At 70.1% G+C, this 23,715-nt stretch carries 22 protein-coding genes; 8 read left to right on the top strand and 14 right to left on the bottom strand.

Going from position 1 to position 23,715, the window contains the following annotated elements; genetic code table 11:
• Positions 1-15 precede the first annotated feature (15 nt).
• Complete coding sequence (locus AC1DB1_RS15420) at positions 16-957, top strand: ROK family protein (protein WP_477201430.1); 942 nt, start codon at positions 16-18, stop codon at positions 955-957.
• A 131-nt stretch (positions 958-1,088) separates the two neighbouring features.
• Here the strand turns inward: AC1DB1_RS15420 and AC1DB1_RS15415 are convergent, their stop codons facing one another.
• Genes AC1DB1_RS15415 through AC1DB1_RS15390 form a run of 6 tightly spaced genes read right to left on the bottom strand, consistent with a single transcriptional unit; the run spans position 1,089 to position 5,654 of the window.
• Positions 1,089-2,309 carry an MFS transporter gene (locus AC1DB1_RS15415; protein ID WP_271178094.1) on the bottom strand — a complete coding sequence of 407 codons (1,221 nt, stop codon included), beginning with the start codon at positions 2,307-2,309 and terminating at the stop codon, positions 1,089-1,091.
• Positions 2,309-3,250, bottom strand: coding sequence for a bifunctional riboflavin kinase/FAD synthetase (locus tag AC1DB1_RS15410; protein WP_271178093.1), 942 nt, complete (start codon positions 3,248-3,250; stop codon positions 2,309-2,311). The genes AC1DB1_RS15415 and AC1DB1_RS15410 overlap by 1 nt, the downstream gene beginning before the upstream one ends.
• Complete coding sequence (locus AC1DB1_RS15405) at positions 3,247-3,744, bottom strand: hypothetical protein (RefSeq protein ID WP_477201429.1); 498 nt, start codon at positions 3,742-3,744, stop codon at positions 3,247-3,249. Before AC1DB1_RS15405 ends, AC1DB1_RS15410 begins: the two co-directional genes overlap by 4 nt.
• A 25-nt stretch (positions 3,745-3,769) precedes the next feature.
• Positions 3,770-4,138, bottom strand: a complete 369-nt coding sequence (locus tag AC1DB1_RS15400; RefSeq protein ID WP_477201428.1) for a hypothetical protein — start codon at positions 4,136-4,138, stop codon at positions 3,770-3,772.
• Positions 4,135-5,043, bottom strand: a complete 909-nt coding sequence (gene truB / locus AC1DB1_RS15395; RefSeq protein ID WP_477201427.1) for a tRNA pseudouridine(55) synthase TruB — start codon at positions 5,041-5,043, stop codon at positions 4,135-4,137. Before truB ends, AC1DB1_RS15400 begins: the two co-directional genes overlap by 4 nt.
• Positions 5,040-5,654, bottom strand: a complete 615-nt coding sequence (locus tag AC1DB1_RS15390; protein ID WP_477201426.1) for a TetR/AcrR family transcriptional regulator — start codon at positions 5,652-5,654, stop codon at positions 5,040-5,042. Before AC1DB1_RS15390 ends, truB begins: the two co-directional genes overlap by 4 nt.
• A 104-nt stretch (positions 5,655-5,758) precedes the next feature.
• On the opposite strand from AC1DB1_RS15390, the gene AC1DB1_RS15385 reads away from it, so the two are divergent.
• Complete coding sequence (locus tag AC1DB1_RS15385; RefSeq protein WP_477201425.1) at positions 5,759-7,246, top strand: MFS transporter; 1,488 nt, start codon at positions 5,759-5,761, stop codon at positions 7,244-7,246.
• A gap of 48 nt (positions 7,247-7,294) precedes the next feature.
• Positions 7,295-8,296, top strand: a complete 1,002-nt coding sequence (locus AC1DB1_RS15380; RefSeq protein WP_477201424.1) for a ketopantoate reductase family protein — start codon at positions 7,295-7,297, stop codon at positions 8,294-8,296.
• A 50-nt stretch (positions 8,297-8,346) separates the two neighbouring features.
• Here AC1DB1_RS15380 and AC1DB1_RS15375 read toward each other — a convergent pair whose 3' ends face one another.
• Complete coding sequence (locus tag AC1DB1_RS15375; protein ID WP_477201423.1) at positions 8,347-8,934, bottom strand: nucleoside/nucleotide kinase family protein; 588 nt, start codon at positions 8,932-8,934, stop codon at positions 8,347-8,349.
• A 123-nt stretch (positions 8,935-9,057) separates the two neighbouring features.
• Between AC1DB1_RS15375 and AC1DB1_RS15370 the strand changes: the two genes are divergently transcribed.
• The gene (locus AC1DB1_RS15370; protein ID WP_477201422.1) at positions 9,058-9,921 is read left to right on the top strand and encodes an HhH-GPD family protein; all 864 of its coding nucleotides are present in this window, start codon (positions 9,058-9,060) and stop codon (positions 9,919-9,921) included.
• A 48-nt stretch (positions 9,922-9,969) separates the two neighbouring features.
• Here AC1DB1_RS15370 and AC1DB1_RS15365 read toward each other — a convergent pair whose 3' ends face one another.
• The 4 genes from AC1DB1_RS15365 to AC1DB1_RS15350 all read right to left on the bottom strand — a co-directional run bounded on the left by AC1DB1_RS15365 (position 9,970) and on the right by AC1DB1_RS15350 (position 13,995).
• On the bottom strand, positions 9,970-10,260 hold the full coding sequence (locus AC1DB1_RS15365; protein WP_271178084.1) for a YciI family protein: 291 nt from the start codon (positions 10,258-10,260) through the stop codon (positions 9,970-9,972).
• A gap of 35 nt (positions 10,261-10,295) precedes the next feature.
• Positions 10,296-10,736, bottom strand: coding sequence for a 30S ribosome-binding factor RbfA (rbfA, locus tag AC1DB1_RS15360; protein ID WP_271178083.1), 441 nt, complete (start codon positions 10,734-10,736; stop codon positions 10,296-10,298).
• A gap of 71 nt (positions 10,737-10,807) precedes the next feature.
• A complete protein-coding gene (gene infB, locus AC1DB1_RS15355; RefSeq protein ID WP_271178082.1) occupies positions 10,808-13,633 on the bottom strand; it encodes a translation initiation factor IF-2 in 2,826 nt (941 codons plus the stop codon).
• Between the two features lie 83 nt (positions 13,634-13,716).
• Complete coding sequence (locus tag AC1DB1_RS15350) at positions 13,717-13,995, bottom strand: YlxR family protein (protein WP_271178906.1); 279 nt, start codon at positions 13,993-13,995, stop codon at positions 13,717-13,719.
• Positions 13,996-14,124: 129 nt separating this feature from the next.
• Between AC1DB1_RS15350 and AC1DB1_RS15345 the strand changes: the two genes are divergently transcribed.
• Entirely contained in the window at positions 14,125-16,608 is a 2,484-nt protein-coding gene (locus AC1DB1_RS15345; protein WP_477201421.1) for a cell wall-binding repeat-containing protein, read from the top strand.
• A 197-nt stretch (positions 16,609-16,805) separates the two neighbouring features.
• Here AC1DB1_RS15345 and nusA read toward each other — a convergent pair whose 3' ends face one another.
• Positions 16,806-17,813, bottom strand: a complete 1,008-nt coding sequence (gene nusA / locus AC1DB1_RS15340) for a transcription termination factor NusA (RefSeq protein WP_271178080.1) — start codon at positions 17,811-17,813, stop codon at positions 16,806-16,808.
• A gap of 105 nt (positions 17,814-17,918) precedes the next feature.
• Here nusA and AC1DB1_RS15335 point away from each other — a divergent pair, with 105 nt between their 5' ends.
• On the top strand, positions 17,919-18,704 hold the full coding sequence (locus AC1DB1_RS15335; protein WP_271178079.1) for a DUF1206 domain-containing protein: 786 nt from the start codon (positions 17,919-17,921) through the stop codon (positions 18,702-18,704).
• A 48-nt stretch (positions 18,705-18,752) separates the two neighbouring features.
• On the opposite strand, the gene AC1DB1_RS15330 is transcribed toward AC1DB1_RS15335, so the two are convergent.
• On the bottom strand, positions 18,753-19,628 hold the full coding sequence (locus AC1DB1_RS15330) for an endonuclease domain-containing protein (protein WP_477201420.1): 876 nt from the start codon (positions 19,626-19,628) through the stop codon (positions 18,753-18,755).
• Between the two features lie 146 nt (positions 19,629-19,774).
• Positions 19,775-21,538: a proline--tRNA ligase gene (locus AC1DB1_RS15325; RefSeq protein WP_477201419.1), complete on the bottom strand. Its 1,764-nt coding sequence runs from the start codon at positions 21,536-21,538 to the stop codon at positions 19,775-19,777.
• A 34-nt stretch (positions 21,539-21,572) separates the two neighbouring features.
• Between AC1DB1_RS15325 and AC1DB1_RS15320 the strand changes: the two genes are divergently transcribed.
• A complete protein-coding gene (locus AC1DB1_RS15320; RefSeq protein WP_477201418.1) occupies positions 21,573-22,274 on the top strand; it encodes a YoaK family protein in 702 nt (233 codons plus the stop codon).
• 9 nt (positions 22,275-22,283) lie between these two features.
• Entirely contained in the window at positions 22,284-23,711 is a 1,428-nt protein-coding gene (locus AC1DB1_RS15315) for an RNB domain-containing ribonuclease (protein ID WP_477201417.1), read from the top strand.
• Positions 23,712-23,715: the final 4 nt, after the last annotated feature.

Below are 23,715 nucleotides of genomic sequence, written 5' to 3'. Positions count from 1 at the left end.
TTTAGGGTATTGAGCGTGCCAACTCCCCTCGTAGTCGCCGTCGATTTCGGCGGAACCAAGGTCGAAGCCGCGCTCGTCGATACCGACGGACGCCTGATCGAAGGCTCGCGCCACCGGCGTCCGACAGGACGCACTGCGACGATCCCCGACCTCGAGGCCTCGGTGGGCGGAGTCGTGCGCGACACCATCGCGGCACTTCCCGCCGGCGCGGAGCTGGTCGGTGTCGGCATCGGCTGCGCGGGACCGATCGACCGCATCCTCGGCCTGGTGTCACCCCTGAACGTGCCCCACTGGCGCGACTACCCGCTGCGCGACTTCATCGCGGGCGTGATCGCGGATGCCGGACTCGACATCCCCGTGACGCTCGAGATGGACGGCGTGGCGATCACCATGGCGGAGCACTGGGTGGGAGCCGCCCAGGGCGTCGACAACGTGATGGGCATGGTCATCTCGACCGGGATCGGCGGCGGCCTCATCGTCGGCGGCCGTGTGATCACCGGGCCGACGGGCAACGCCGGCCACATCGGCCACGTCGAGGTGGGCGACATCATCGGGGACGACACGTTCGGCAACCCCAGCGCGCTCGAGGCGATGGCATCGGGACCGCACACCGTGTCGTGGGCGCGTCGCCAGGGCTTCACGGGCACGACCGGCGAGGACCTCGCGGCGGCCTACGCTGCCGGCGACCCGGTCGCGCGCGCGGCGATCGGCCGCACCGGCGAGGCCGTCGGCCGGGCGATCGCGTCGGCGACCGCGCTGCTCGACCTCGAGCTGGTGGCGATCGGCGGCGGCTTCTCGCACGCGACGCCGGACCTCTTCGACCACATGCGCGCGGTCATCGCGGCGCACTACTTCCCGTACGTGCGCAAGGTGCGCATCGTGCCGAGCGCCCTCTCGTCCGAGGGCCCGCTCATCGGAGCGGCCGCCCTCGTGCACCGCGCGCACCTGCTCCCCTAGCGCTCCGCGCCCCGCACCAGCGCCCCGCACTCCGCACCCCGCACCCCGCACCCCGCAATCGAGTCCGAACCTGTTGCGCTGAACCGCGGCGTGTCGTCGCAGCAACTTCGGACTCGATCGCATGCGGGCGGTCAGGGGTGGGTGGTGTCCTCGAGGAAGCGCGGGCGCGCGACGATCGTGCCGGCGGCCGCAGCCGCCAGGGCGGTCGCGGTGAGCACGATCAGGGCGATCGTCCAGCCGCCGGTCGCCTGGTGCAGCAGGCCGACGACGAGCGGCCCGAGGGCCCCGAGCGTGTAACCGACGCCCTGAGTGAACCCGCTCAGGGCGACCGAGCCCTCGTGCGTGCGGGTGCGGACATTGATCAGCACCAGGCAGAGCGGGAACAGCAGCGGGCCGAGACCGGCGAAGGCGACCCACAGCCAGGTGGCCGTGCCCGGCACGAGGATGAGCCCGAGGTAGCCGATCACGAAGCTTGCGACGCCCGCGTAGATGAGCAGGGCGACGTTCTTCATGCGCGCGGCGAGCAGCGGCACGAGCAACCCGGCCGGGATGCCCATGCCGGCGTACAGCGAAAGCAGCGCGCCGGCCTGCACCGGCGTCGATCCGGCGATGTCGGTCAGGATCTCGGGCAGCCAGGCGAACATGGCGTACGCGTTCAGCGACGACGCCGCGAAGACCACGGCCAGCGCCCAGGCGATCGGCGCGTGCCAGACCCGCCGCAGCGCTTGCGGCCGCGCCTCGTCGACCTCGACGTCATGATCGGGGTGCGCCGGTTTGTGCCGGATGAGGATGGCCAGCCACGGCAGGATCGCCAGCACAGTGACGGCAGCCCACATCCCGACCGAGACGTGCCAGCTCGTCGCGTCGGCGACCGGCACCGCGAGCAGCGGGGGCAGCAGCGTGCTGACCGACATGACCGTGGCGTAGAGCGACGTGACCAGGCCGATGCGGTCGGGGAAGTACCTCTTGACCAACGGCGGCAGCAGGACGTTCCCGACGCCCATGGCGGCGAAGGTGATCGCCGAGCCGATCGCGAGCGCCGCGAACGATCCGGCCGTCGCACGCACCAGATGACCGGCGAGCATCACGCCGAGCGCGATCACCAGCACCGACTCGAGGCTCGCCTTGCGGGTGAACGCGGGAGCGATCAGTCCGAACAGCGCGAAGCAGACCGGCGGGAGCATCCCGAGCAGTCCGACCCCGACGCTGGACACATCGAACTCGAGACGGATCTCGGCGAAGATCGGCGACAGCGCGGCCACCGCGGTGCGGAGGTTGGAGGCGACCAGCAGGATTCCGAGCAGCGCGATCGTGCGGCCGCGCCAGAGCGGGCGGCTGGGGGCGTCGGTCATCAGGCAGGCTCGACAGCGAGGATGCGGCGGGCCTGCGCCACGTCGTCGCCGATCTGCGCGATCAGCGGGTCGATGCCGGCGTACGCCACCATGCCCCTGATCCGTTCGACGAACGCGATCTCGACGTGATGGTCGTAGAGGTCGAGGTCGCGGTCGAGCACGTACGCCTCCACCTGCTTCTGCGGCACACCCTCGAACGTCGGGTTGTTGCCCACCGAGATAGCGGCCGGATAGCGCTCGCCCCCGTCGGTGAGCCAGCCGGCGTACACGCCGTCGGACGGGATGAGCCCCTCGGAATCCGGCGACAGATTCGCCGTCGGGAACCCGAGCTCGCGGCCGCGCTTGGCGCCGTGCACGACGACCCCGCGGAGGGTCGGAACGTGGCCGAGCAGGGTCGCGGCGTGCGCGACGTCCCCCTGCGCCAGCAGCTCCCTGATCCAGGTGGACGACACGCGCCGACCATGCTCCGGCCGCACGTCGTCGATCAGGTGCACGACGAAGCCGTACTCGCCACCCAGCTCGCGCAGCATCGCCACATCACCGGCGCCACGGTGCCCGAACCGGAAGTCGCTGCCGACCAGCACAGCGGACGCATGCAGCCGATCGACCAGGATCTGGCGCACGAAGTCACGCGGCGCGAGGTCGGCGAGCTCGCGATCGAACGCGATCATCAGCGTGGCGTCGACACCGGTCCCGGCCAGCAGATCGAGCTTCTGCTCGATGCTCACCAGCGACGGCGGGCATTTCTCGGGCGCGAGCACCTCGAGCGGATTGCGGTCGAACGTGATCACCGTGGAGACCAGCCCGCCCTCGGCCGCCACCTCGCAGAGCCGCTGGATCACGGCACGGTGCCCGGAGTGCACGCCGTCGAACTTGCCGATCGTGACAGCGCTCGGCCCGAAGCCGTCGGGGACCTCGGCGAGCCCGCGGAAGACCCTCACGCTCGATCTCCATCCGCCACGGTCTCGGCGGCGCTCCGCGGCCGGAGCACCCGCAGGTAGAGGAGCCCGAGGATCGGGAGGGCGAGCGGAATGAACAGGTAGCCCATGCCGTAGACCGACCACACGGTCGCGTCACGGCCGAACGGGTCGACGTCGTGCAGTCCGAGCACGGCGGGAGCGAAGAGGCTCAGGGAGCCGATCACCAGCACGCCGACGAGCTCGAACGAGATCGTGATCCACGCCACGCGGTACCAGGCGCGCCCCGGCGCCACGAGGGCGATGGTCGCCACGATGTAGACGACGGCGGCGACCGCCGAGAGGGTGAAGGCGATGGGCGCCTCGTCGAACCGGTCGATGATCTGGAAGACGCTGCGTCCGGTCGCGGCAAGCGCCAGGACGCCGTAGACGAAGACCAGCAGCCGCCCGATACCGGTGACGCGTCTCCGACTGTCGGTGGTGCCTCGCTCGCGCGCGGACATGGTGTGGTGTGACATCACCTTCGATTCTATTCGCGCGCGCTCAGACGCCCTGCACGAACCAGATCTGCCCCATCCGGTAGACCATCACGGCGATGGCGAGGCAGACGGCGCCCAGGATGACCGTGCTCCAGCGGTTGCGCTCGATCAGGGCCCAGAACCCGCCGGCGAGCGGCAGGATCAGGGCGGAGATCAGGTAGATGTAGAACTCGGCGAGGCTGCCGGAGGGGCCGTTCCCCACCAGCGGCGCGATGATCGCGATCACGAGCTGCACCACCAGGAGCAGTTCGACCAGGGCGACCGCGCCCATGCTGACGTCGCCGGGCACCCGCTTGGCGAGTCCGAGCACGATGCAGAGCACGCCCGCAAGGCAGGCGACGGTCACCTGGACCGTCGTGAACCACTCGATCATGCGGTCGCGATCTCGTCTGTCGGGAAGTTCACGAGACTCCTGGCTTCCTTTCCACGGAATTCGATGAGGCCGACCAGATGCCCGGTCGGCGAGACGGCCGCGACGGGCACGCCGCCTCCATTCTCCCTGTCGGGAACGTGGATGCGCTTGCCGTGCATGAGGTCGATCGCCTGCTGGTCGCTCAGTTCGAACCGCTCGAACAGGATGCTCGCCGCCTCCGCCGCCGGAATCAGCCGGTCGGCGGGGTCGATGTCGTCGATCGGGCGCGCGTCCTCGACCGAGAACGGACCGACGCGCGTGCGGCGCAGAGCGGTGAGGTGTCCCCCGACGCCGAGCCCGGCCCCCAGGTCGCGCGCGAGCGACCGGATGTACGTCCCCGACGAGCACACGACCCGCACGTCGAGGTCGACGGCGCCGTCGAGCCGCGTCGTGCCGAGCAGCTCGAACTCCGAGATCGTCACCGGCCGCGCGGCGAGCACGACCTCCTCGCCGGCGCGGACCCGAGCGTATGCGCGCTTGCCGTCGACCTTGATGGCGCTGACCGCGCTCGGGATCTGCTCGATCTCGCCCGTGAGCGCTGCGATGCCGTCGGCCACCGCGTCGTCGCTGATCGCGACGACCGCAGCCGTCGGTGCCTGCACCAGGATGTCGCCCTCGGCATCATCGGTCGTCGTGGTCGCGCCGAGCCGGATGGTCGCCCGGTACTCCTTGTCGGTGCCGACGATGTAGGTCAGCAGCCGGGTCGACGAGTTGAGGCCGAGGATGAGCAGCCCCGTCGCCATCGGGTCGAGCGTGCCGGCGTGCCCGACCTTGCGGGTGCCCGCGAGGCGGCGCGTGCGCGCGACAACGTCGTGGCTCGTCCAGCCGCCCTGCTTGTCGACCAGGAGGATGCCGCTGCCCGTCATGCGCTCTTCTCGCCGACGACGTCGAGCACCATCTGGAGCTTGGTCTGGAAGGTGCACTCGAGCAGTTCGGTCGCCGCCTCGTCCAGGCCGTACTCCTCCGGCAGCCGCAGCCCCAGCAGCGTGTTCAGCAGCATGCCCTCGGCCAGGAAGGTGCGCACGCGCTCCGGTTCGAAGCGCGCATCGTCGCGCAGCAGCGTGTAGATCGCGATGAAGCCCTTCCGGGCCTGCGCCCCGATGACCGGGTCGTGCCCCATGCTGAACGCCTGCATCAGCGACAGCAGGATGCCGCGGTCCTCGATCAGGTTGACGTAGGCGGTTCCGAGCAGCCGGCCGATCTGGTCCGCCGGGGAGCCGTCGGCCTTCCAGCCGTCGATCGTGGCGTTGAAGGTGACCAGCAGCTTGTCGAGGGCGCGTGCGAGGACCTCGACGAAGAGGTTCTCCTTGCTCCCGAACATGCGCACGACGTAGGGCTGGCTGATCCCCGCCGCCTTCGCGATCTGGTCGGTCGTGGCGCCGAAGTAGCCGCGCTCCCCGAACACCAGGCTCGCTGCCGCGAGGATCTGTTCGCGCCGCTCTCCCGACGGGATGCGGTCGCTGATTTTCTCGGTCACGCTTGACAGGTTATCAGTTGATTACTAATGTCGCCCTCGTAGTAATCATTCAATTACCAATCTGTGACCCGATCCTCTCCGAATCCACGACAGAAACGGCTTCCATGTCCTCCAGCACCCGGCGCGTGCCCGTCTGGCTCGCGATCATCGCCGCATCCCTCCCGATGTTCATGGCGACCCTCGACAACCTCGTCGTCACCAGCGCCCTCCCGGTGATCTCCCGCGACCTCGGCGCCTCCATCGAAGAACTGCAGTGGGTGGTCAACGCCTACACGCTGAGCTTCGCAACGTTCATGCTCATGGCCGTCGCCCTCGGCGACCGCTTCGGCCGGCGCTCGGTCTTCCTCGCCGGCATCGTCATCTTCACCCTCGCCTCCGCGGCGAGCGCCCTTGCGACCGAACCCTGGATTCTCATCCTGGCCCGCGCCGTGCAGGGCGTCGGCGCCGCCGCGTTGATGCCGCTCTCCCTCACACTGCTCGCCGGCAGCGTCAGCGAACGCCTGCGCCCGGCCGCCATCGGCATCTGGGGCGGCATCTCCGGCCTCGGCGTCGCGACCGGCCCGCTGATCGGCGGCGCGGTCGTCGAGGGCTGGAACTGGCAGGCCATCTTCTGGCTCAACGTGCCGCTCGGCGTCATCGCCGTCCCGCTGGTGCTCGCGGCCCTCCCGAACAGCTTCGGCAAGCGGGTCCGTGCCGACGTCGTCGGCCTGGTGCTGGTCGGTCTCGGCGTGCTCGGCGTCGTCTTCGGGATCGTGCGCGGCAATCCCGCCGGATGGGACAGCTTCGAGGTGGTCGGCTCGCTGGTCGCCGGCGCCGTGCTGCTCGGGGCCTTCATCGTCTGGGAGCAGCGCACACCGACACCGCTGCTTCCGCTCCGGCTGTTCCGCGACCGCAGCTTCACCGTCGCCAACCTCGTCGGCATGACCTTCAGCTTCGGGATCTTCGGGGCGATCTTCATCCTGATCCAGTTCCTGCAGGTCGTGCAGGGCCACACTCCGCTCGAAGCGGGCGTGATGACGATGCCGTGGACCTTGGCGCCGATGGTCATCGCCCCGCTCACGGGACTCGTCTCCCCGCGCACCGGCACCCGGCTCCCGATCCTCGTCGGGCTCAGCATGCTCGCCGTCGCCATGGGATGGATCGCCGCCACGCTGTCGGCCACGCTCCCCTACTCGGCGATGTGGCCCCCGTTCCTGCTGGCGGGCATCGGCATGGGGCTGGTGTTCGCTCCGAGCTCGACCGCCGTGCTCGTGAACATGAAGCCGGAGGACCACGCCAAGGCATCGGGCACCAACTCGACGCTGCGCGAGATCGGCGTCGCACTCGGCGTCGCGGTGCTCACCGCGGTGTTCACGGGAGCGGGCGGAACGCTCACCCCCACCGGCTACGTGGACGCGGCCATCCCCGCCGTCTGGGTCGGAGCGGGCGTCCTCGCCCTCGCGGCCGTCATCTCGGTCGCGCTCCCGTCGGGCATCCGGCGGATGCGTCGCGCGGCAGCCGGCCCCGACGCCGCCGAACTGATCGCACAGGCCGAAGCCGGCGAGGGATCGGCGGAAGCGGTCGCTCTGGCGGAGGGCGAGCGGATCCGCTAGCCCCGGCCGCGAATTGGCCTGACCCGGTCGCCCCCGTACGCTGAGACAATGCGTATCGGGGTGATCGGGGCGGGAGCCGTCGGCGGCACGATCGCAGCGCTCCTCGACCGCGTCGGGCACCTCGTCGAGGTCACGGCGCGCGGCGAGCACCTCGAGACCATCCGTCGCGACGGTCTGCGGCTGAGCGGCGCCTGGGGCGAGCACGTCGCCCAGGTCGAAGCCGCCGAGACGCTCCAGGCCGCGCCGGAGCTCGTCTTCCTCTGCACCAAGGCGCAGGATGCGGCGGCGGCGATCCGCGAGAACCAGCACCTGCTGGCCGGTCGCACCGTGGTCGTGGTGCAGAACGGCCTCAACGGTCTCCGCCAGGCGGCGCTCCTCCTCCCCGACTCCGAGTGCGTCGGGGCTCTCGCGCTCTACGCAGCGAGCTTCCTCTCCCCCGGCCGGGTCAGCGTCACGACCGCGGCCAACACCTACCTCGGCGCCGGCGACGGCGAGCCGCCGGCGGCAGTTGTCGCGGCCACGAAGGTCCTCGACGCCGCCATGCCCGCCTTCGCGGTCGCGAACTTCACCGGCAGCCAGTGGACCAAGCTCATCGTGAACCAGATCAACGCGATGCCGGCCATCACAGGTCTGAGCGCGCAGGACACCCTCGGCGACCGCCGGCTGCGCCGCATCGTCACGGCGAGCATGCGGGAGGCCGTGCGGGTCGGGTTCGATGCCGGCGTGCGCTACGGGTCCCTCCAGGGCCTGACGAACGGAATCCTGCGGTTCGTGTCCATCGCCCCGCTGTGGGCCGGGCAGCTCGTTCCGCTCATGATGAAGCGGCGGATGGGCGCGACGCCGAATCCGGGATCGACCCTGCAGAGCATCCGGCGCGGCCAGGCGACAGAGATCGACTATCTCAACGGAGCCGTGGTCGGCGAGGCGCACGAACTCGGCCGCGAGGCGCCGATCAACGCCGCCATCGTCGACCTCGTGCACGAGGTCGAGCGCACCCGCGCCTTCCTGCCGATGGATGCCGTGGTCGAGCGGATGCGCGCCGTCAGGTAGCAGCCCGGTGGCCCGCCCTCAGTAGCTGTCGGCCTCAGCAGCTGTCGGACTCAGCAGCTGTCGGCGAAGACCCGACGGGGACGCTCGGGATCGGCGTCGGACACGAGGGCGCTCGCCCAGAGCCGCGGACTCGCGTCGGCTTCGTAGATCGGGTTCTCCTCGCGATCGACGAGCTCGATCGAGAAGTTCCAGCTGCCGCGGAGCTCCGGGCGCAGCAGGAACTCGCCGTCGATGATCAGGATCGCGTCGGCCTGCGCCGTCTCCCACCTGCTCTCGATGGGAGCGTCTCGTCGTTCGTCGAACGCAGCGGTCTGGAAGCCGGTGCTGCCGGCCATCCGGAATGGGTCGATGAGCACGCGGCGCAGTGTTCCGTAGTCGTAGGCGCCCTCGTAGTAGCGCTGCGCCGTCTCCTCGCCGAGCCGGGTGCGTTCGGCGCGCGACCGGTGGAAGTCGACGATCGACGCGCGGAACGCGTCGTGTCCGGCCTCCTGGAACACGGCGGCGAGGTCGTCGGCGAAAACGGCCGTGTGCGACGGGCCGTCGACGGCCACGATGGTGCGCCCATGACCGTAGTTGTGGGCGATCTCGCCCGCCAGTTCTCGCAGGAACAGCACGCGCGGTGTGGGAGGCAGCTTCATGCCACGAGCCTAGGCCGCGGCGCGGTCGCCGTCACGCGCTCGTCGAGCGCTCACGTGCGTTCGCAGCGATTACGCTGGGATCATGCTCGACGGCCCGGTCTTCCGCGACACCGCGGCGCACGCGTGACGGTCGCCACCGCCGTCGTCGACTGGTACCACGCCAACCGTCGCGACCTCCCCTGGCGGCGCGACGGCTTCACGGCCTGGGGCACCCTGGTCAGCGAGTTCATGCTGCAGCAGACGCCGGTCTCGCGCGTCATCCCGCGGCTCGAGGAGTGGCTCACGCGGTGGCCGACCCCGGCCGACCTCGCGGCCGTCCCTCCCGGCGAGGCTGTGCGCGCCTGGCAGTCGCTCGGATACCCCCGCCGCGCCCTCTGGCTGCACGCCTGCGCGGTGGCGATCACCGAACGGCACAGGGGCGTCGTCCCGGATGACGTGGATGCGCTGCTCGCCCTCCCCGGGATCGGGGACTACACGGCGCGAGCCGTCGCCGTGTTCGCGTACGGTGAGCGCCACCCGGTGGTCGACACGAACATCCGGCGGGTGATCGCTCGCGCCGTCGACGGCCAGGGCGAGCCGGGTCCGCCCAGCGCCAAGCGCGACCTCACGGCGATGGAGGCCCTGCTCCCGCACGAGCGCTCTGCCGCTGCCGCGTTCAACGCCGGCATGATGGAACTCGGCGCGCTGGTGTGCGTCGCCAGGACCCCGCGCTGCGAGGAGTGCCCGGTTCGCGACGCCTGCGCGTGGCGGCTGGCCGGCTATCCGGTGTACGAGGGCCCGCGCAAGGCGGTGCAGAAGAAGTACGAGGGATCCGACCGGCAGGTGCGCGGACTGATCCTCGCGGAGTTGCGCGCGTCGCACATCCCGGTGACGCAGGCCGAGATCGACGCCCTCTGGCCGGATGCAGCGCAGCGCGATCGCGCGCTGGCGGGGCTGCTCACCGACGGGCTGGCGATCGCGGTCGAAGGCGGCTACGTGCTCCCCTGACGAGGCCGCACGGCCCAGGCCCGGCGGCTGCTGCCCGACGCCCGGCGGTTACTGCTCGGCGAACACCAGCGGGTCCCAGTCGAGGATGCGCGACCGGTGCACCAGCCCCTCCGTCCAGAACGGATCGCCCTCGCGGAAGCGCTCGGCGGCCTCCCTGGACCGGAAGATCGCCATCGAGCCCTGCGTCGCGGGCTCGCCGAAGGTGCCGATCATGAGCACCTCACCACCGGCGGCGAACTCGTCGAGGTAGGCGCGGTGCCGGGGGTAGGTGTCGACCAGCTTCTGGAAGTGCTCCGGCCCGGCATCCGGATCGGCGTCATAGAACGAGACGGCGTACATGCCCCTCATTCTGGCCCTTCGATGAGGGCAGCGGGCTAGTCTTCGTCGTCCTCGAACTCGCGCGGCTTGACGTAGGGGTCCTCGTCGCCCGCGTACTGCGCACTCGCGGCGAGGCCGGCCACCTCCGTGTCGCGTTCCCGCGCCTCGCGGAGCAGGTCTTCGATGTGCGCGGCGTTCTCGGGGATCGCGTCGGGGATGAACTCCAGCGTCGGGGTCAGGCGGGCGGTGATGTTCTTGCCCACCTCGGTCCGCAGCATCCCGGTCGCCGCTGTGAGGGCCGCGGCCGTGTCGGTGCGCTCCTCGTCGGTGCCGTACACCGTGTAGAAGACCGATGCGTGCTGCAGGTCCCCGGTCACCTGGACATCGGTGATCGTGACGAAGCCGAGGCGGGGATCACGCATTCCGCGCTCCAGGCGCTTGGCGATGATCACCTTGATTCTGTCGGCGAGCTTTCTCGCGCGTGCCGGATCAGCCATGTTGTCTCTCCTTCACCTGCCGTGATGGGAGGAGGCCCGGAAGGCTGAGCTTCCGGACCTCCTGTTCACGCCTAGACGCGGGGCTTCTCCCGCATCTCGGTCGTCTCGATCTCGTCGCCGATCTGGATGTCGTTGTACTTTCCGAGGCCGATACCGGCTTCGAAGTCGGTACGGACCTCGGTGACGTCGTCCTTGAAGCGACGCAGCGACTCGATGGCAAGGCCATCGGCGATGACCACGCCGTCGCGGATGACGCGAGCCTTGGCGTTTCGCGTGATCGTTCCCGACCGCACGATGACACCGGCGATGTTTCCGAACTTGGAGGAACGGAACACCTCGCGGATCTCGGCGACACCCGACTGGATCTCTTCGAACTCCGGCTTGAGCATGCCCTTGAGCGAGCTCTCGATGTCGTCGATCGCGTTGTAGATGACCGAGTAGAACCGCACATCCACACCCTCGCGGGCCGCACGCTCACGGGCCTTGACGTCCGGACGGACGTTGAAGCCGATCACGATCGCGTTGTCGATGGTCGCCAGGTCGATGTCCGACTCGGTGATCGCGCCGACACCGCGGTGCAGGATGCGCAGCTGAACCGAGTCGTCGACCTCGATCTTCATGAGCGACTCCTCCAGCGCCTCCACGGCACCGGACACGTCGCCCTTGATGATGAGGTTGAGCGCCTCGACCTTGCCCTCTTCCAGAGCACGGGTGAAGTCCTCGAGCGAGATGCGCTTGCGGGCCTTGGCCAGCTGTGCGTTGCGCTCGGCGGCTTCACGCTTCTCAGCGATCTGACGTGCCGTGCGGTCCTCCTCGGTGACGAGGAAGGTGTCGCCGGCTCGCGGAACACTCGACAGACCCTGGACCTGCACCGGACGCGAGGGGTAGGCCTCGTGCACGGTGTCGCCGTTCTCGTCGACCATCGCACGGACACGGCCGTAAGCCGTGCCGGCCACGATCGGGTCTCCGACGCGCAGCGTTCCCGACTGGATGAGCACGGTCGCGACAGCACCACGGCCCTTGTCGAGCTTGGCCTCGATCGCGATACCGCGAGCATCCTTGTTGGGGTTGGAGCGCAGGTCGAGACCGGCGTCGGCGGTGAGCAGCACCGCATCCAGGAGGTCCTGGATGCCGATGTCGTTGCGCGCCGACACGTCGACGAACATCACGTCGCCACCGTATTCCTCGGCAACGAGGCCGAACTCGGTGAGCTGCTGACGCACCTTGGCGGGGTTCGCATCCGGCTTGTCGATCTTGTTGACCGCGACCACGATCGGCACGTTGGCCGCCTGGGCGTGGTTCAGCGCCTCGATGGTCTGCGGCATGATGCCGTCGTCCGCCGCGACCACGAGGATCGCGATGTCGGTGACCTGGGCACCACGGGCACGCATGGCGGTGAACGCCTCGTGACCAGGGGTGTCGATGAAGGTGATGGCGCGCTCGATGTTCTCGTGCTCGGTCCACACCTGGTAGGCACCGATGTGCTGGGTGATGCCGCCGGCCTCGCCCGCAACGACGTTCGCGTTGCGGATCGCGTCGAGAAGACGCGTCTTACCGTGGTCGACGTGACCCATGACGGTGACGACCGGGGGACGGATCTCGAGGTCTTCGTCGGTCTCGTCCTCGAGCTCCTGCTCCAGGTCGATGTCGAAGCCTTCGAGCAGCTCCTTGTCCTCGTCCTCCGGCGAGACGATCTGCACCTTGTAGCCGAGCTCGTCGCCCAGGATGCCGAACGTCGCCTCGTCGAGGGACTCGGTCGCCGTCGCCATCTCACCGAGGTGGAACAGCACGGTGACGAGGTTTCCAGGGCTGGCGTCGATCTTGTCGGCGAAGTCGGAGATCGAGGCTCCACGACGCAGGCGGACGATCGTGTTGCCGTCGCCGCGGGGTACGCTCACGCCGCCCAGCGACGGAGCTTCTCTGAGCTCGAATTCCTGCCTCTTGGCGCGCTTCGACTTGCGGGCCTTGCTCTTGCCGCCACCGCGACCGAACGCACCGGCGGTACCACCACCGGGACCACGGCCACGACCGCCACCACCTGCGGGACGGGGGCCGCCGAAGCCGCCACCGGGACGCTGGAAGCCGCCGCCTGCGCCGGCGCCTGCACCAGCACCGCCGCCGCTACCGGGACGCTGCTGGAAGCCGGGACGCGCGCCGCCACCCTGGCCGGGACGACCAGGACGGTTGCCGCCGCCGGCACCGGGGGCGCCGGGACGGGGCGAACCCGGACGCGGAGGCGTCGGGCGCGGGATGTTGCCGGGCGACGGGCGCTGGCCCATGCCCTGCGAGCTGGCGAACGGGTTGTTGCCCGGACGCGGGGTGGTCGGGCGCTGGCCCATGCCCTGGTTGGAGGCGAACGGGTTGTTGCCCGGACGCGGCGCACCGGGGCGCGGGATGCTGCTGGCCGCGTTGTCACCGCTCGCTGCACGCGGGGTCGCGGGCTTGGCAGCGGCGTCACCGGCAGCCGGGCGCGACGGAGCGGCCTCGGCGGGCTTCTCCGACGCGGCCTTCTCGGCCTCGGCCTTCTTCTCGGCGGCCTCAGCGGCGGCCTTCTGCTCGGCGAGAGCCTGACGCTCCGCCACCGACATCGGCGCGCTGGGCACCGGTGCGCCGGCGGGGCGCGGAGCAGCGGGCGCTGCAGCGGGGGTGGACGGACGCGCGGCGGCGGGGGCCGGAGCCGACGCCTTCTGCTCGCTCGCACCGGCCGACGCTGCGGCCTTGTCGGCCGTGAAGCCTTCCGCCTCGAGCGCAGCACGGAGCTTGCGCGCGACGGGCGGTTCGATGCTGGAGGACGGTCCCTTGACGAACTCGCCCATTTCCTTCAATTTCGCAAGGGCTACCTTGCTGTCGACTCCGAGTTCGCTAGCGACCTCGTGTACGCGTGGTTTTGCAGCCACAATTCTCCTGTCTAGGGGGCCTACCCCTAGCAGGGCAGACCGTTAGTTACGGACGGGTCTCATTTCGAGCCGCTCATTAGTTGTCACTCATTTGAGTTCACTGTGCCGTTCAGCCTGTTCTCTCGTAGTGCGTCCTGGATGGCCTGGGTTCCGAGCATCCCGTCGACCCGCAATGCCCGCCCGAAGGCGCGCCTCTGCAGGGCTTTGTCGAGACACTCGCCAGTCGGATGAAGCCACGCGCCCCGCCCGGGCAGAGTGGCGGACGAGTCCACCACGAGTTCTGAATCTTGGGCGACGACCCTCAGAAGTGAGGATCGGGGAGCGCGAGAACGGCAACCGACGCACGTTCTAACAGGTTCCATCTTACCCCTCCTGAGGTGTCACCGCCGAACCAGGCGGCGCGAGTCCATCCTCCAGGCTATCCCGCGCGCAGAGCCGACGAGGATTGCGCACCGCTTCGGGAGGGTGGAAACTGCGCCTGGGGAGGACTCATGGACGAGACACGGACCGGAATGGCACCGACCGAGGGACTCGCGGAGCGGAGGTGGAGGGGAACGGCCTCGCGCACGGCGGTGTGGGCCGTCGTCACGGCGCTGGCGCTGGTCGCGGCCGGCATCCCGTCGGCGGCGGTGGCGGCATCGACGTCCTGGCTCCAGTACGGCAATGGCCCGACGCACTCCGGTGTGAACGCCGCTGAGACGGTGCTCACCCCCTCGACCATCGGCGGCCTGCAGAAGCAGTACACGGCGACGCTGCCCGGGATCGCCGACAGCCCGCCGGTCTACCTGGCCGCGGCATCCACCCCGGCCGGCATCAAAGACCTGCTGTTCCTCACCACGAAGGACGGCTGGACCGTCGCGGTCGACGCGGCCACCGGCTCGACGCTGTGGAAGCATCAATACGGTCCAGGCAGCTGCCGCATCAACAACGGCACCCAGCCGTGCTACACGACCTCCTCGCCCGCGGTGGACCCGAACGGGACGTCCGTGTACTCCTACGGGCTCGACGGGCGCGTGCACAAATACGCCGTCGGCACGGGAGCGGAGACCACCGGGGGCGGCTGGCCCGAGCTCGCGACGGCCAAGCCGTACGACGAGAAGAGCTCCCCCGCGCTCACGACGGCGAGCGCGGGCGGCCACACCTACCTGTACGCCGCAAACGGCGGCTATCCGGGCGATCGCGGCGACTATCAGGGCCACGTCACGACGATCGACCTCGCCACGGGGACCCAGAAGGTGTTCAACACGCTCTGCAGCGACAAGACGGTCCACTTCACGCCCGCGAACGACTGCCCGCAGGTGCAGTCGGCGGTGTGGGCGCGCCCCAGCGTGAACTACGACCCGGCGACGAACCTGATCTACTTCGCCACGGGCAACTCGGTCTTCGACGGCACGCACAACTGGGGCGACACGGTGCTGGCGCTGAAGCCCGACGGCTCCGGCATCGGCGGCGGTCCCGTCGACAGCTACACGCCCTCGAATCAGGCGGCGCTCAATTCCTCCGACCAGGATCTGGGCAGTTCCTCGCCCGAGATCGTCGCGGCACCATCCGGTTCGGCCGTCAAGAACCTGGGCGTGCAGGGCGGTAAGGACGCCAAGCTTCGCCTGCTCGATCTGAGCGACCTCAGTTCGCAGGGCGGCCCCGGCCACCTCGGCGGCGAACTGCAGCTCATCGCGGTGCCGCAGGGCGGCCAGGTGCTGACGCAGCCGGCCGCGTGGGTGGACCCGGCGAGTGCGACGCCGTGGGTCCTCGTCGCGAACAACAGCGGGATCTCCGGGCTGAAGGTCGTGACCGGTGCCGGTGGACGTCCTCAGCTCACCCCGGTGTGGAAGACAGCCGTGGCGGGCACGTCCCCGATCGTCGCGAACGGCATCGGCTACTACCTGACCAACGGAGGGGCGCGTGCGTTCGACCCCACGACCGGGCGGGTGCTCTGGAGCGACACCTCCGGCACGGTCGGGCTGCACTGGCAGAGCCCGATCGTGGTGAACGGGCACCTGTACTACGCCGACGGGTCTGCGAGACTCCGGGCCTTCGGGCTGCCGGGCGCCGCCCATCCGGTGACGCGCGTGGGCGGCGCCGACCGCTACGCCGTGAGCGCCGCACTCTCGGCGGCCACCTTCTCCCCCGGCGTCGGCAGGGTCTACGTGGCGTCGGGCGCCCTGTTCCCGGACGCGCTCTCGGGCGGCCCGGCTGCCGGTCGCGCCGGCGGCCCGCTGCTGCTGGTGCAGCCGAAAGCCATCCCGTCGACGATCGCCACAGAGCTCAGGCGGCTGCATCCGGCGAAGATCGTCGTGCTCGGCGGGGCGGGGAGTGTCAGCGATGGGGTGAAGACGTCGCTGGGGGCGTTCGTCGCCGGTGGCGCGGCCGCGGTCTCACGGATCGGCGGCTCCGACCGGTACGCGGTGAGCGCCGGCGTCTCGCGGCTGACGACTCCGGTGGCCAATCCCGTGCTCTACGTCGCGTCCGGCGAGAACTACCCGGATGCCGTGAGCGGCGGGGCGATCGCCGCCGGCTCGGCGAAGGGTCCGCTCCTCCTCGTTCACCCGACGAGCATCCCGTCGGTCATCCGCGCTGAGCTCGGCCGCGTGCACCCCGCACGGATCGTCGTGTTCGGGGGGACCGGCTCCGTGAGTGCGTCCGTCGCGACTGCGCTGAAGGCCTACACGACCGGGGCGGTGACGCGGCTCGGCGGTGCTGACAGGTACGCGGCCAGCGCGCAGATCTCAGTATCGGTCGTCACGCCGGCAGCCAGGGTCTACGTGGCGACGGGCACGGTCTTCGCGGATGCTCTCTCGGCCGACCCCGCCGCCGGCACGGCGAAAGGTCCGACGCTGTTGGTGACTCCGCACGGCATCCCGTCGTCGGTCGCGCAGGCGTTGACTCGACTGCGGCCGTCATCGATCGTGATCGTGGGCGGCACGGGATCGGTGGACAACGCAGTGCAGGCGGCGCTGCAGGCGTACATCCGGTGAGCGGGTGAGGAGCTGCGCCACCGGGTCGTCACCGCTGCGCGGCGCCGGCCCGGCGCGAAGATCGCCAWCCAGCCCCGAGGCCTACTCTCTGTCGAGAATGGAGTCGGGCTGGATGCTGCGCTGACGGGCTGCGCCACCGGGTCGTCACCGCTGCGCGGCGCCGGCCCGGCGCGAAGATCGCCATCCAGCCCCGAGGCCTACTCTCTGTCGAGAATGGAGTCGGGCTGGATGTCGATCTTCGCGCCCGTCAGCTTCGCGGCGAGGCGGGCGTTCTGGCCCTCCTTGCCGATCGCGAGCGACAGCTGATAGTCGGGCACCAGTGCGCGCACCGCCTTGAGCGACTCGTCGATCACGAAAGCACTCGTCACCTTCGCCGGCGAGAGCGCGCTCGAGACGAACGTTGCCAGATCGGGCGAGTAGTCGACGATGTCGATCTTCTCGTTGTTCAGTTCGGCCGTGACCGCACGGACACGCTGGCCCAGCTCTCCGATGCACGCGCCCTTGGCGTTGACGCCCGGCTCGGTCGCGCGAACGGCGATCTTCGTGCGGTGTCCGGCCTCGCGGGCCAGCGACACGATCTCGACGACGCCGCTCGCGATCTCGGGGACCTCGAGCGCGAACAGCTTGCGTACCAGCGCGGGGTGCGTGCGCGAGACCGTGATCGACGGGCCCTTCAGCCCCTTTGACACGCTCGTCACGTACACCCGGATGCGCGACCCGTGCGTGTACTCCTCGCCAGGAACCTGCTCCTCCGGCGGGAGGATCGCTTCGACGCTGCCGAGGTCGATGTGGATCATTCGGGGGTTGGGACCCTGCTGGATGATGCCGGCGACGATGTCGCCCTCGCGTCCCCGGAACTCGCCGAGCACCGCGTCGTCCGCGATGTCGCGGAGCCGCTGGTTGATGACCTGCTTGGCCGCGAACGCCGCAATGCGGCCGAAGTCGCTCGGGCTGTCCTCGGCCTCGCCGATGATGTTGCCTTCGTCGTCCTTCTCCGGGACGTACACCGTGACATGACCGGTCTTGCGGTCGAGGTGCACGCGGGCGGCCGGCGGCTCGTCGGTGTGGCCGTGGCGGTGATCCGCCTGATTGGTGTGCTTCAGGTAGGCGGTCAGAATCGCCTGCTCGATAATCTGCACCAGTTCGTCGAACGGGATCTCCCGTTCGCGCTCCATGAGACGTAAGACGCTGAGGTCGATGTCCATGCCGGCCTCCTCTATTCAGATCTTGCCGCCGCGAACTGCGCGACGGACTCAGCTACCTACGGTACCCGATCCTGACCTGCCCGGGAACGGGGTACCGTGAGCGCCATGCCCGACTCCGAAGTCCTCGCGCGCCGAGCCGAGAACAATCCGATCGTCCGCACCCTCGCGCGCGTGGGGAACGCCGCGATCGGCCTGCTGCACATCCTGATCGGCGTGATCGCGATCGCGATCGCCCTGCGCACCGGCGGCGGCAACGCCGACCAGTCCGGCGCCCTGCAGGCGCTCGTGAAGGTGCCTGGCGGTCTCTTCGTCGTCTGGGCCGTGATCGTCGGCCTGATCGCGCTGACGCTCTGGCAGATCCTGCAGACCGTGGTCGCGCGCAAGGCATGGAAACGCGTCTCGGAGATCGCGAAGGGAGTCGTCTACCTCGTGCTGGCGATCACCGCGATCACGGTCGCGTTCGGCGGCGGATCGAACTCGTCCGCATCAGAGAAGTCGGCGAGCGCGAAGCTGCTCGGCACGCCCGGCGGCGTGTTCGTGCTCGCGCTGATCGGTCTGATCGTCGTCGCGGTCGGGATCGGCTTCCTGGTCAGCGGCATCCGCAAGACCTTCGAGCGCGGGATGCGGCTCCCCCCGAACGCGCTCGCGCCGGCGACCGTCACGCTCGGCCGCGTCGGCTACATCGCCAAGGGCATCGCGCTGGGCATCGTCGGCGGCCTGATCGTGGCGGGCGCCGTCACGTATGACCCGGGCAAGGCATCCGGACTCGACGGCGCCCTCAAGTCGCTCACGCAACTCCCGTATGGTGTCTTCCTGCTGCTCGCGATCGGCCTCGGCCTCATCGCGTACGGCGTCTTCTGGTGCGTGCGCGCCGTCGCCATCCGCCTCTGACGCCCGCCGGTTGCTCCGCCTCGCCGAGAGGTGCCGAATGTCGGTCATTCAGGTCGTTTGACGCACATTTCGCACCCGTCGCGCCAGGCCTTCGGGGTCGTCGAAGAGTTGGCGCGAGGTCACTCTCATCACGCGCCAGCCCGCCGCAGCGAAAGCGTCGTATCTCGCCAGATCGTGATTCCATTGGTCGCGCTCCACGCGATGATGGTCGCCCTCGTACTCGAGGATCAGCGACCTCGACGGAACCAGCAGATCGGGATGCAGCGTGCGGCCGCCGACCGTCAGAGGATGGTTGATCAGGACATCGCCGACCTCGAGGTCTTCCACGAGCAGGCGCAGCAACGACTCCGGCCGTGAGTCGCTCCCCCACCGCGCCCGAGCCATCGCGTCGCGACGCGCACGGGCGCCGCGACCGCGGGCGTGCCGGCGTGCAGCGAGGTCGAGTTCATCGACCGTCGCGATCGCCGGTCGGCCTCTGGCGCCGAGAAGATGGTCGGCCGCCGCAACCAGGTCCGATGTGCTGAGCGCAACAGCCAGCTGACACCAGGTGTCCGCCGCTGAGCACACGGGGGTTCCGTCGGGCAACGTCACCACCTCGACGTCGGCCGAAACCCGGTGGCCGACGACGCCCGACGCGCGGGGCGGGGTTCGCGGCGCCACGACCGCGACGTGGACTGCGCGCCCCGTCCGCGGAAGGGGAATCCCGTGAACGATCGCGGCCGTGTGATGGCTGAAGAACTGCCCTGGCAGCATCCGGTGCCGATACGCCTCGACGGCGCTGACGTCGCCGATGGCGTTCACCCCGTGGAACGGGTGCTGCACATCCAGGGCACGAAGCCGCCGGGGTGCGACGCCGTGCTCAGAGGCGACGCTCGTCGCGAAAGCCCTCGGAAGGGTTGCGGGGAGTGGAACGGTGCGGCGCATCCCGCCATCCTCGCCGCGCGCCTCCCCTCAGAACGACCCTCCGCGCGAATCTGTGGAAAACCAATCGCGCGAGAGGTGCCGAATGTCTGTCATTCGGGGTGAATGAGCGACATTCGGCACCTCTCGCGCGAAACGGAGCGCGCGCGTCAGCGCAGCGCGGCGACGGCGTCGGCGACCGGGAGCTGGGTGCGCTCGCCGGTGCGGCGGTCCCACAGCTCGACCACGCCGTCGGCGGCGCTGCGGCCGACGATGACGATCTTCGGCACGCCGATCAGCTCCGCGTCCCCGAACTTCACACCCGGCGACACCTTGGGGCGGTCGTCGAGCAGCACGTCGAGCCCTGCGCCCTCGAGCGCGGCCGTGAGCTCCTCCGCGACCTCGAACACCACCGGCTCGCGACCGGCCGCGACCACGTGAACATCGAACGGCGAGACCGACGCCGGCCAGATCAGGCCCTTGTCGTCGTTGTTGTTCTCGGCGATGATCGCCAGGATGCGCGTCACGCCGATGCCGTACGAGCCCATCGTGACCGTGACGAGCTTGCCGTTCTCGTCGAGCACCTTGAGGCCGAGCGCGTCCGCGTACTTGCGGCCGAGCTGGAAGACATGCCCGATCTCCATGCCGCGGGCCAGCTCCACGGGGCCGGAGCCGTCGGGCGCTGGATCCCCGGGCAGAACCTCGGCGACCTCGACCGTGCCGTCCCAGCCGAAGTCGCGCCCGGCGACCAGGCCGAAGACGTGCTTGCCGTGGATGTTCGCGCCGGTGATCCAGCCGGAACCGTCGACGACGCGCGGGTCGACGACGTACCGGATGCCCGTCGCTCCGTCTTCGCCGAGAACCTGTCCCTCGGCAGACCAGGGACCGATGTAGCCCTTGACGAGACCGGGGTGGCGCGCAAAGTCCGCCTCCGTCGCAGGCTCGATCTCGGCCGGGGCGAACGCCACCTCGGCGCGCTTGAGGTCGACCTCGCGGTCGCCGGGCAGGCCGACGACGACGATCTCGCGGGATCCGTCGAGGTGCGTCAGCGCGAGCACCACGTTCTTGAGGGTGTCCGCCGCCGTCCAGGCGCGGCCGTCGGGTCGCGGGTGCTTCGTGTTGGCCACCTCGACGAGCGTCTGGATCGTCGGCGTGTCCGGCGTGTCCAGCACCTCGAGCGGGGTGAGGTGCTCGTACGAGCGGGTGGGCGGCGCGAGGGTCGTGAACGCCTCGACGTTAGCCGCGTAGCCGCCGGCCGAGCGCACGAACGTGTCCTCGCCGACGGGAGTGGGGTGCAGGAACTCCTCGCTGCGGGAGCCGCCCATTGCGCCCGCATCCGCCTGCACGATCACGTACTCGAGCCCGAGACGGGTGAAGATGCGCTCGTAGGCGTCGCGCTGCGACTGGTAGCTCGCATCCAGCCCAGCGTCCGTGTAGTCGAACGTGTAGGCGTCCTTCATCGTGAACTCGCGCCCGCGCAGCAGGCCGGCACGCGGGCGGGCCTCGTCGCGGTACTTGTCCTGGATCTGGTAGATCGCCAGGGGCAGGTCTTTGTAGCTCGAGTACAGGTCCTTCACGAGCAGCGTGAAGGCCTCCTCGTGCGTCGGCGCGAGCAGCATGTCGGCGCCCTTGCGGTCCTTCAGACGGAACAGGCCGTCGCCGTACTCCTCCCAGCGGCCCGTGACTTCGTAGGGCTCACGCGGCAGCAGCGCGGGGAAGTGCACCTCGTGGGCGCCGGCCGCGGTCATCTCGTCGCGGATGATCGCCTCGATCTTGCCCTTCACGCGCAGCCCCAGCGGCAGCCAGGCGAAGATCCCCGGCGCCTGCCGCCGGATGTATCCGGCGCGGACCAGCAGCCGGTGGCTGATGACCTCGGCGTCGGAGGGGTCTTCTCGAAGGGTCCGCAGGAAATAGTTCGTCAGGCGTGTAGGCACCGTTCCATGTTAGAGGGCACGGCACACTGGGTTCATGCCCCGCAGAGACCCCGCTCGCCTCCACCTGTTCATCATGCTCGGACTCACGTTCACGACCGGCATCATCGACGCCGTCGGCTATCTCGGTCTCGACAAGGTCTTCACGGCCAACATGACCGGCAACGTCGTCATCCTCGGCATGGGTCTCGCCGGCGCCGACGGGCTCCCGATCGTCGGGCCCGCGCTGGCGCTCGGCGGCTTTCTGCTCGGCGCCGCCATCGGCGGGCGCGCCCTCTCGACCTCCCGCACCGGATGGGGACGCGCGACGACCGCCGCGCTGGTCGTCTCCGCCTCGGTCACCCTGGCTCTCGGCGTGATCTCCATCGTCGTGCCCCCGACGCACGGGACGGCGTGGGGCTTCACCCTCACCACGATCCTGGCGACGACGATGGGCCTCCAGGCCGCGACCGCCCGGCGGCTCGCGGTCGCCGACGTCACCACCGTCGTCGTGACATCCACCATCACGGGGCTCGCCGCCGACTCCCGGCTCGCGGGCGGCAGCGGAACACGGTGGCCACGACGGGTGCTGGCCGTCGTGCTCATCCTTGCCGGCGCGGCGGTGGGCGCCCTCCTCCTGCGCGGGAGCGTCGCGCTCGGCCTCACGGTGGCCGGCGCCATCGCCCTCGCGCTGGCGCTCTTCGGCCACGCCCTGCGTGAGAGCCGCCTCTCCCCCGACGAGGCGACAGCGGCCGATTAGGCTTTCGGCATGCCGGACCGCCGCACGCATGTCACCGCATCCGTCGCCCAGAGCGAGCTCGCCGAGTCGCTCGCCGCGCTCCGTTCCGAACTCGGCCTCCCCGGGGACTATCCGCCCGACGCCGTGCGCGAAGCCGAGCGCGCCGCCGCAGAGCTGACGCTTCCGTCCGTCGACCTGACCGCGATCGCGTTCCTCACGGTCGACCCCGCCGGCTCCACCGATCTCGACCAGGCCGTGCACATCGAACGGGATGGCGGCGGCTTCCGCGTGCGATACGCGATCGCCGACGTGCCCGCGCTCGTGCGACCGGACGGCGCCGTCGACGCCGAGACCCGCCGCCGTGGGCAGACCATCTACGCCGCCGACGGGCGCGTACCGCTGCACCCGGACGCCATCGGTGAGCGCGCAGGCTCCCTTCTGCCCGGCGTCGACCGCGGCGCGTTCGTCTGGGACATCCTGCTGGACGCCGAGGGCCGCGAGCAATCGGTCTCCGTGACGAGGGCGCACATCCGGTCGCGGCGGCAATGGAGCTACCCGGAGGCGCAGGCCGCGATCGACGACGGGACCGCGCCGGAGACGCTCGCCCTCCTCGAATCGGTCGGTCTGGCCCGGATCGAGCGCGAGCGCGAGCGGGGCGGCGCCAGCCTCAACGCCCCGGATGAGGAGATCGTGCTCCGTGACGGGGCGTACACCCTCGAGCGGCGTGCACCGCTGCCGATCGAGGACTGGAACGCGCAGATCTCGTTGCTGACCGGGATGGCGGCCGCCGAGCTGATGCTCGGAGCGCGCGTGGGCATCCTGCGCACGATGCCGCCGCCGACCGACGACGCGATCACGGCCTTCCGGGCGCAGACCGCGGCGCTCGGACTCCCCTGGCCCGACGACGAGCCGTACGGCGAGTACCTGCGGCGGCTGGATCACCACGACCCCCGCGCACTCGCGGTCATGCAGGCGGCGACGGGGTTGTTCCGCGGCGCCGGCTACGTCGTGATGGACGGCGAGGTTCCCCGCGACCCGCTTCAGTCCGCCGTCGCGGCCCCGTATGCGCACACCACGGCCCCGTTGCGCAGGCTGGTCGACCGCTGGGTGCTCGTGATCTGCGAGGCGATCTGCGCCGGGACGGAGATCCCGGCCTGGGCGCGCGCGTCGCTCGGCGACCTGCCGTCGATCATGGGCGCATCGTCGCGGCTCGGGTCGCAGCTGAACGCGGCGTCCATCGACCGCGTCGAGGCCGCGCTGCTCGTCGATCGCGTCGGCGACGCCTTCGACGCCACGGTCCTGGCGGTCCGCGGCGACACCATGACGGTGCAGCTCGCCGATCCGGCAGTCGTCGCCTCGGCCCCGCGCCCGGATGACGTGCAGCCGGGCACCGTCGTGCGCGTGCGTCTCACGGCCGCGGACATCCCGACCGGTCGCGTGACCTTCGCCGCCGCCTGACGCA

This window comes from Leifsonia sp. 10N434, from assembly GCF_056394405.1.
Note: the sequence above shows the minus strand (reverse complement) of the source record. Positions and strands in the feature narration are given on the sequence as shown.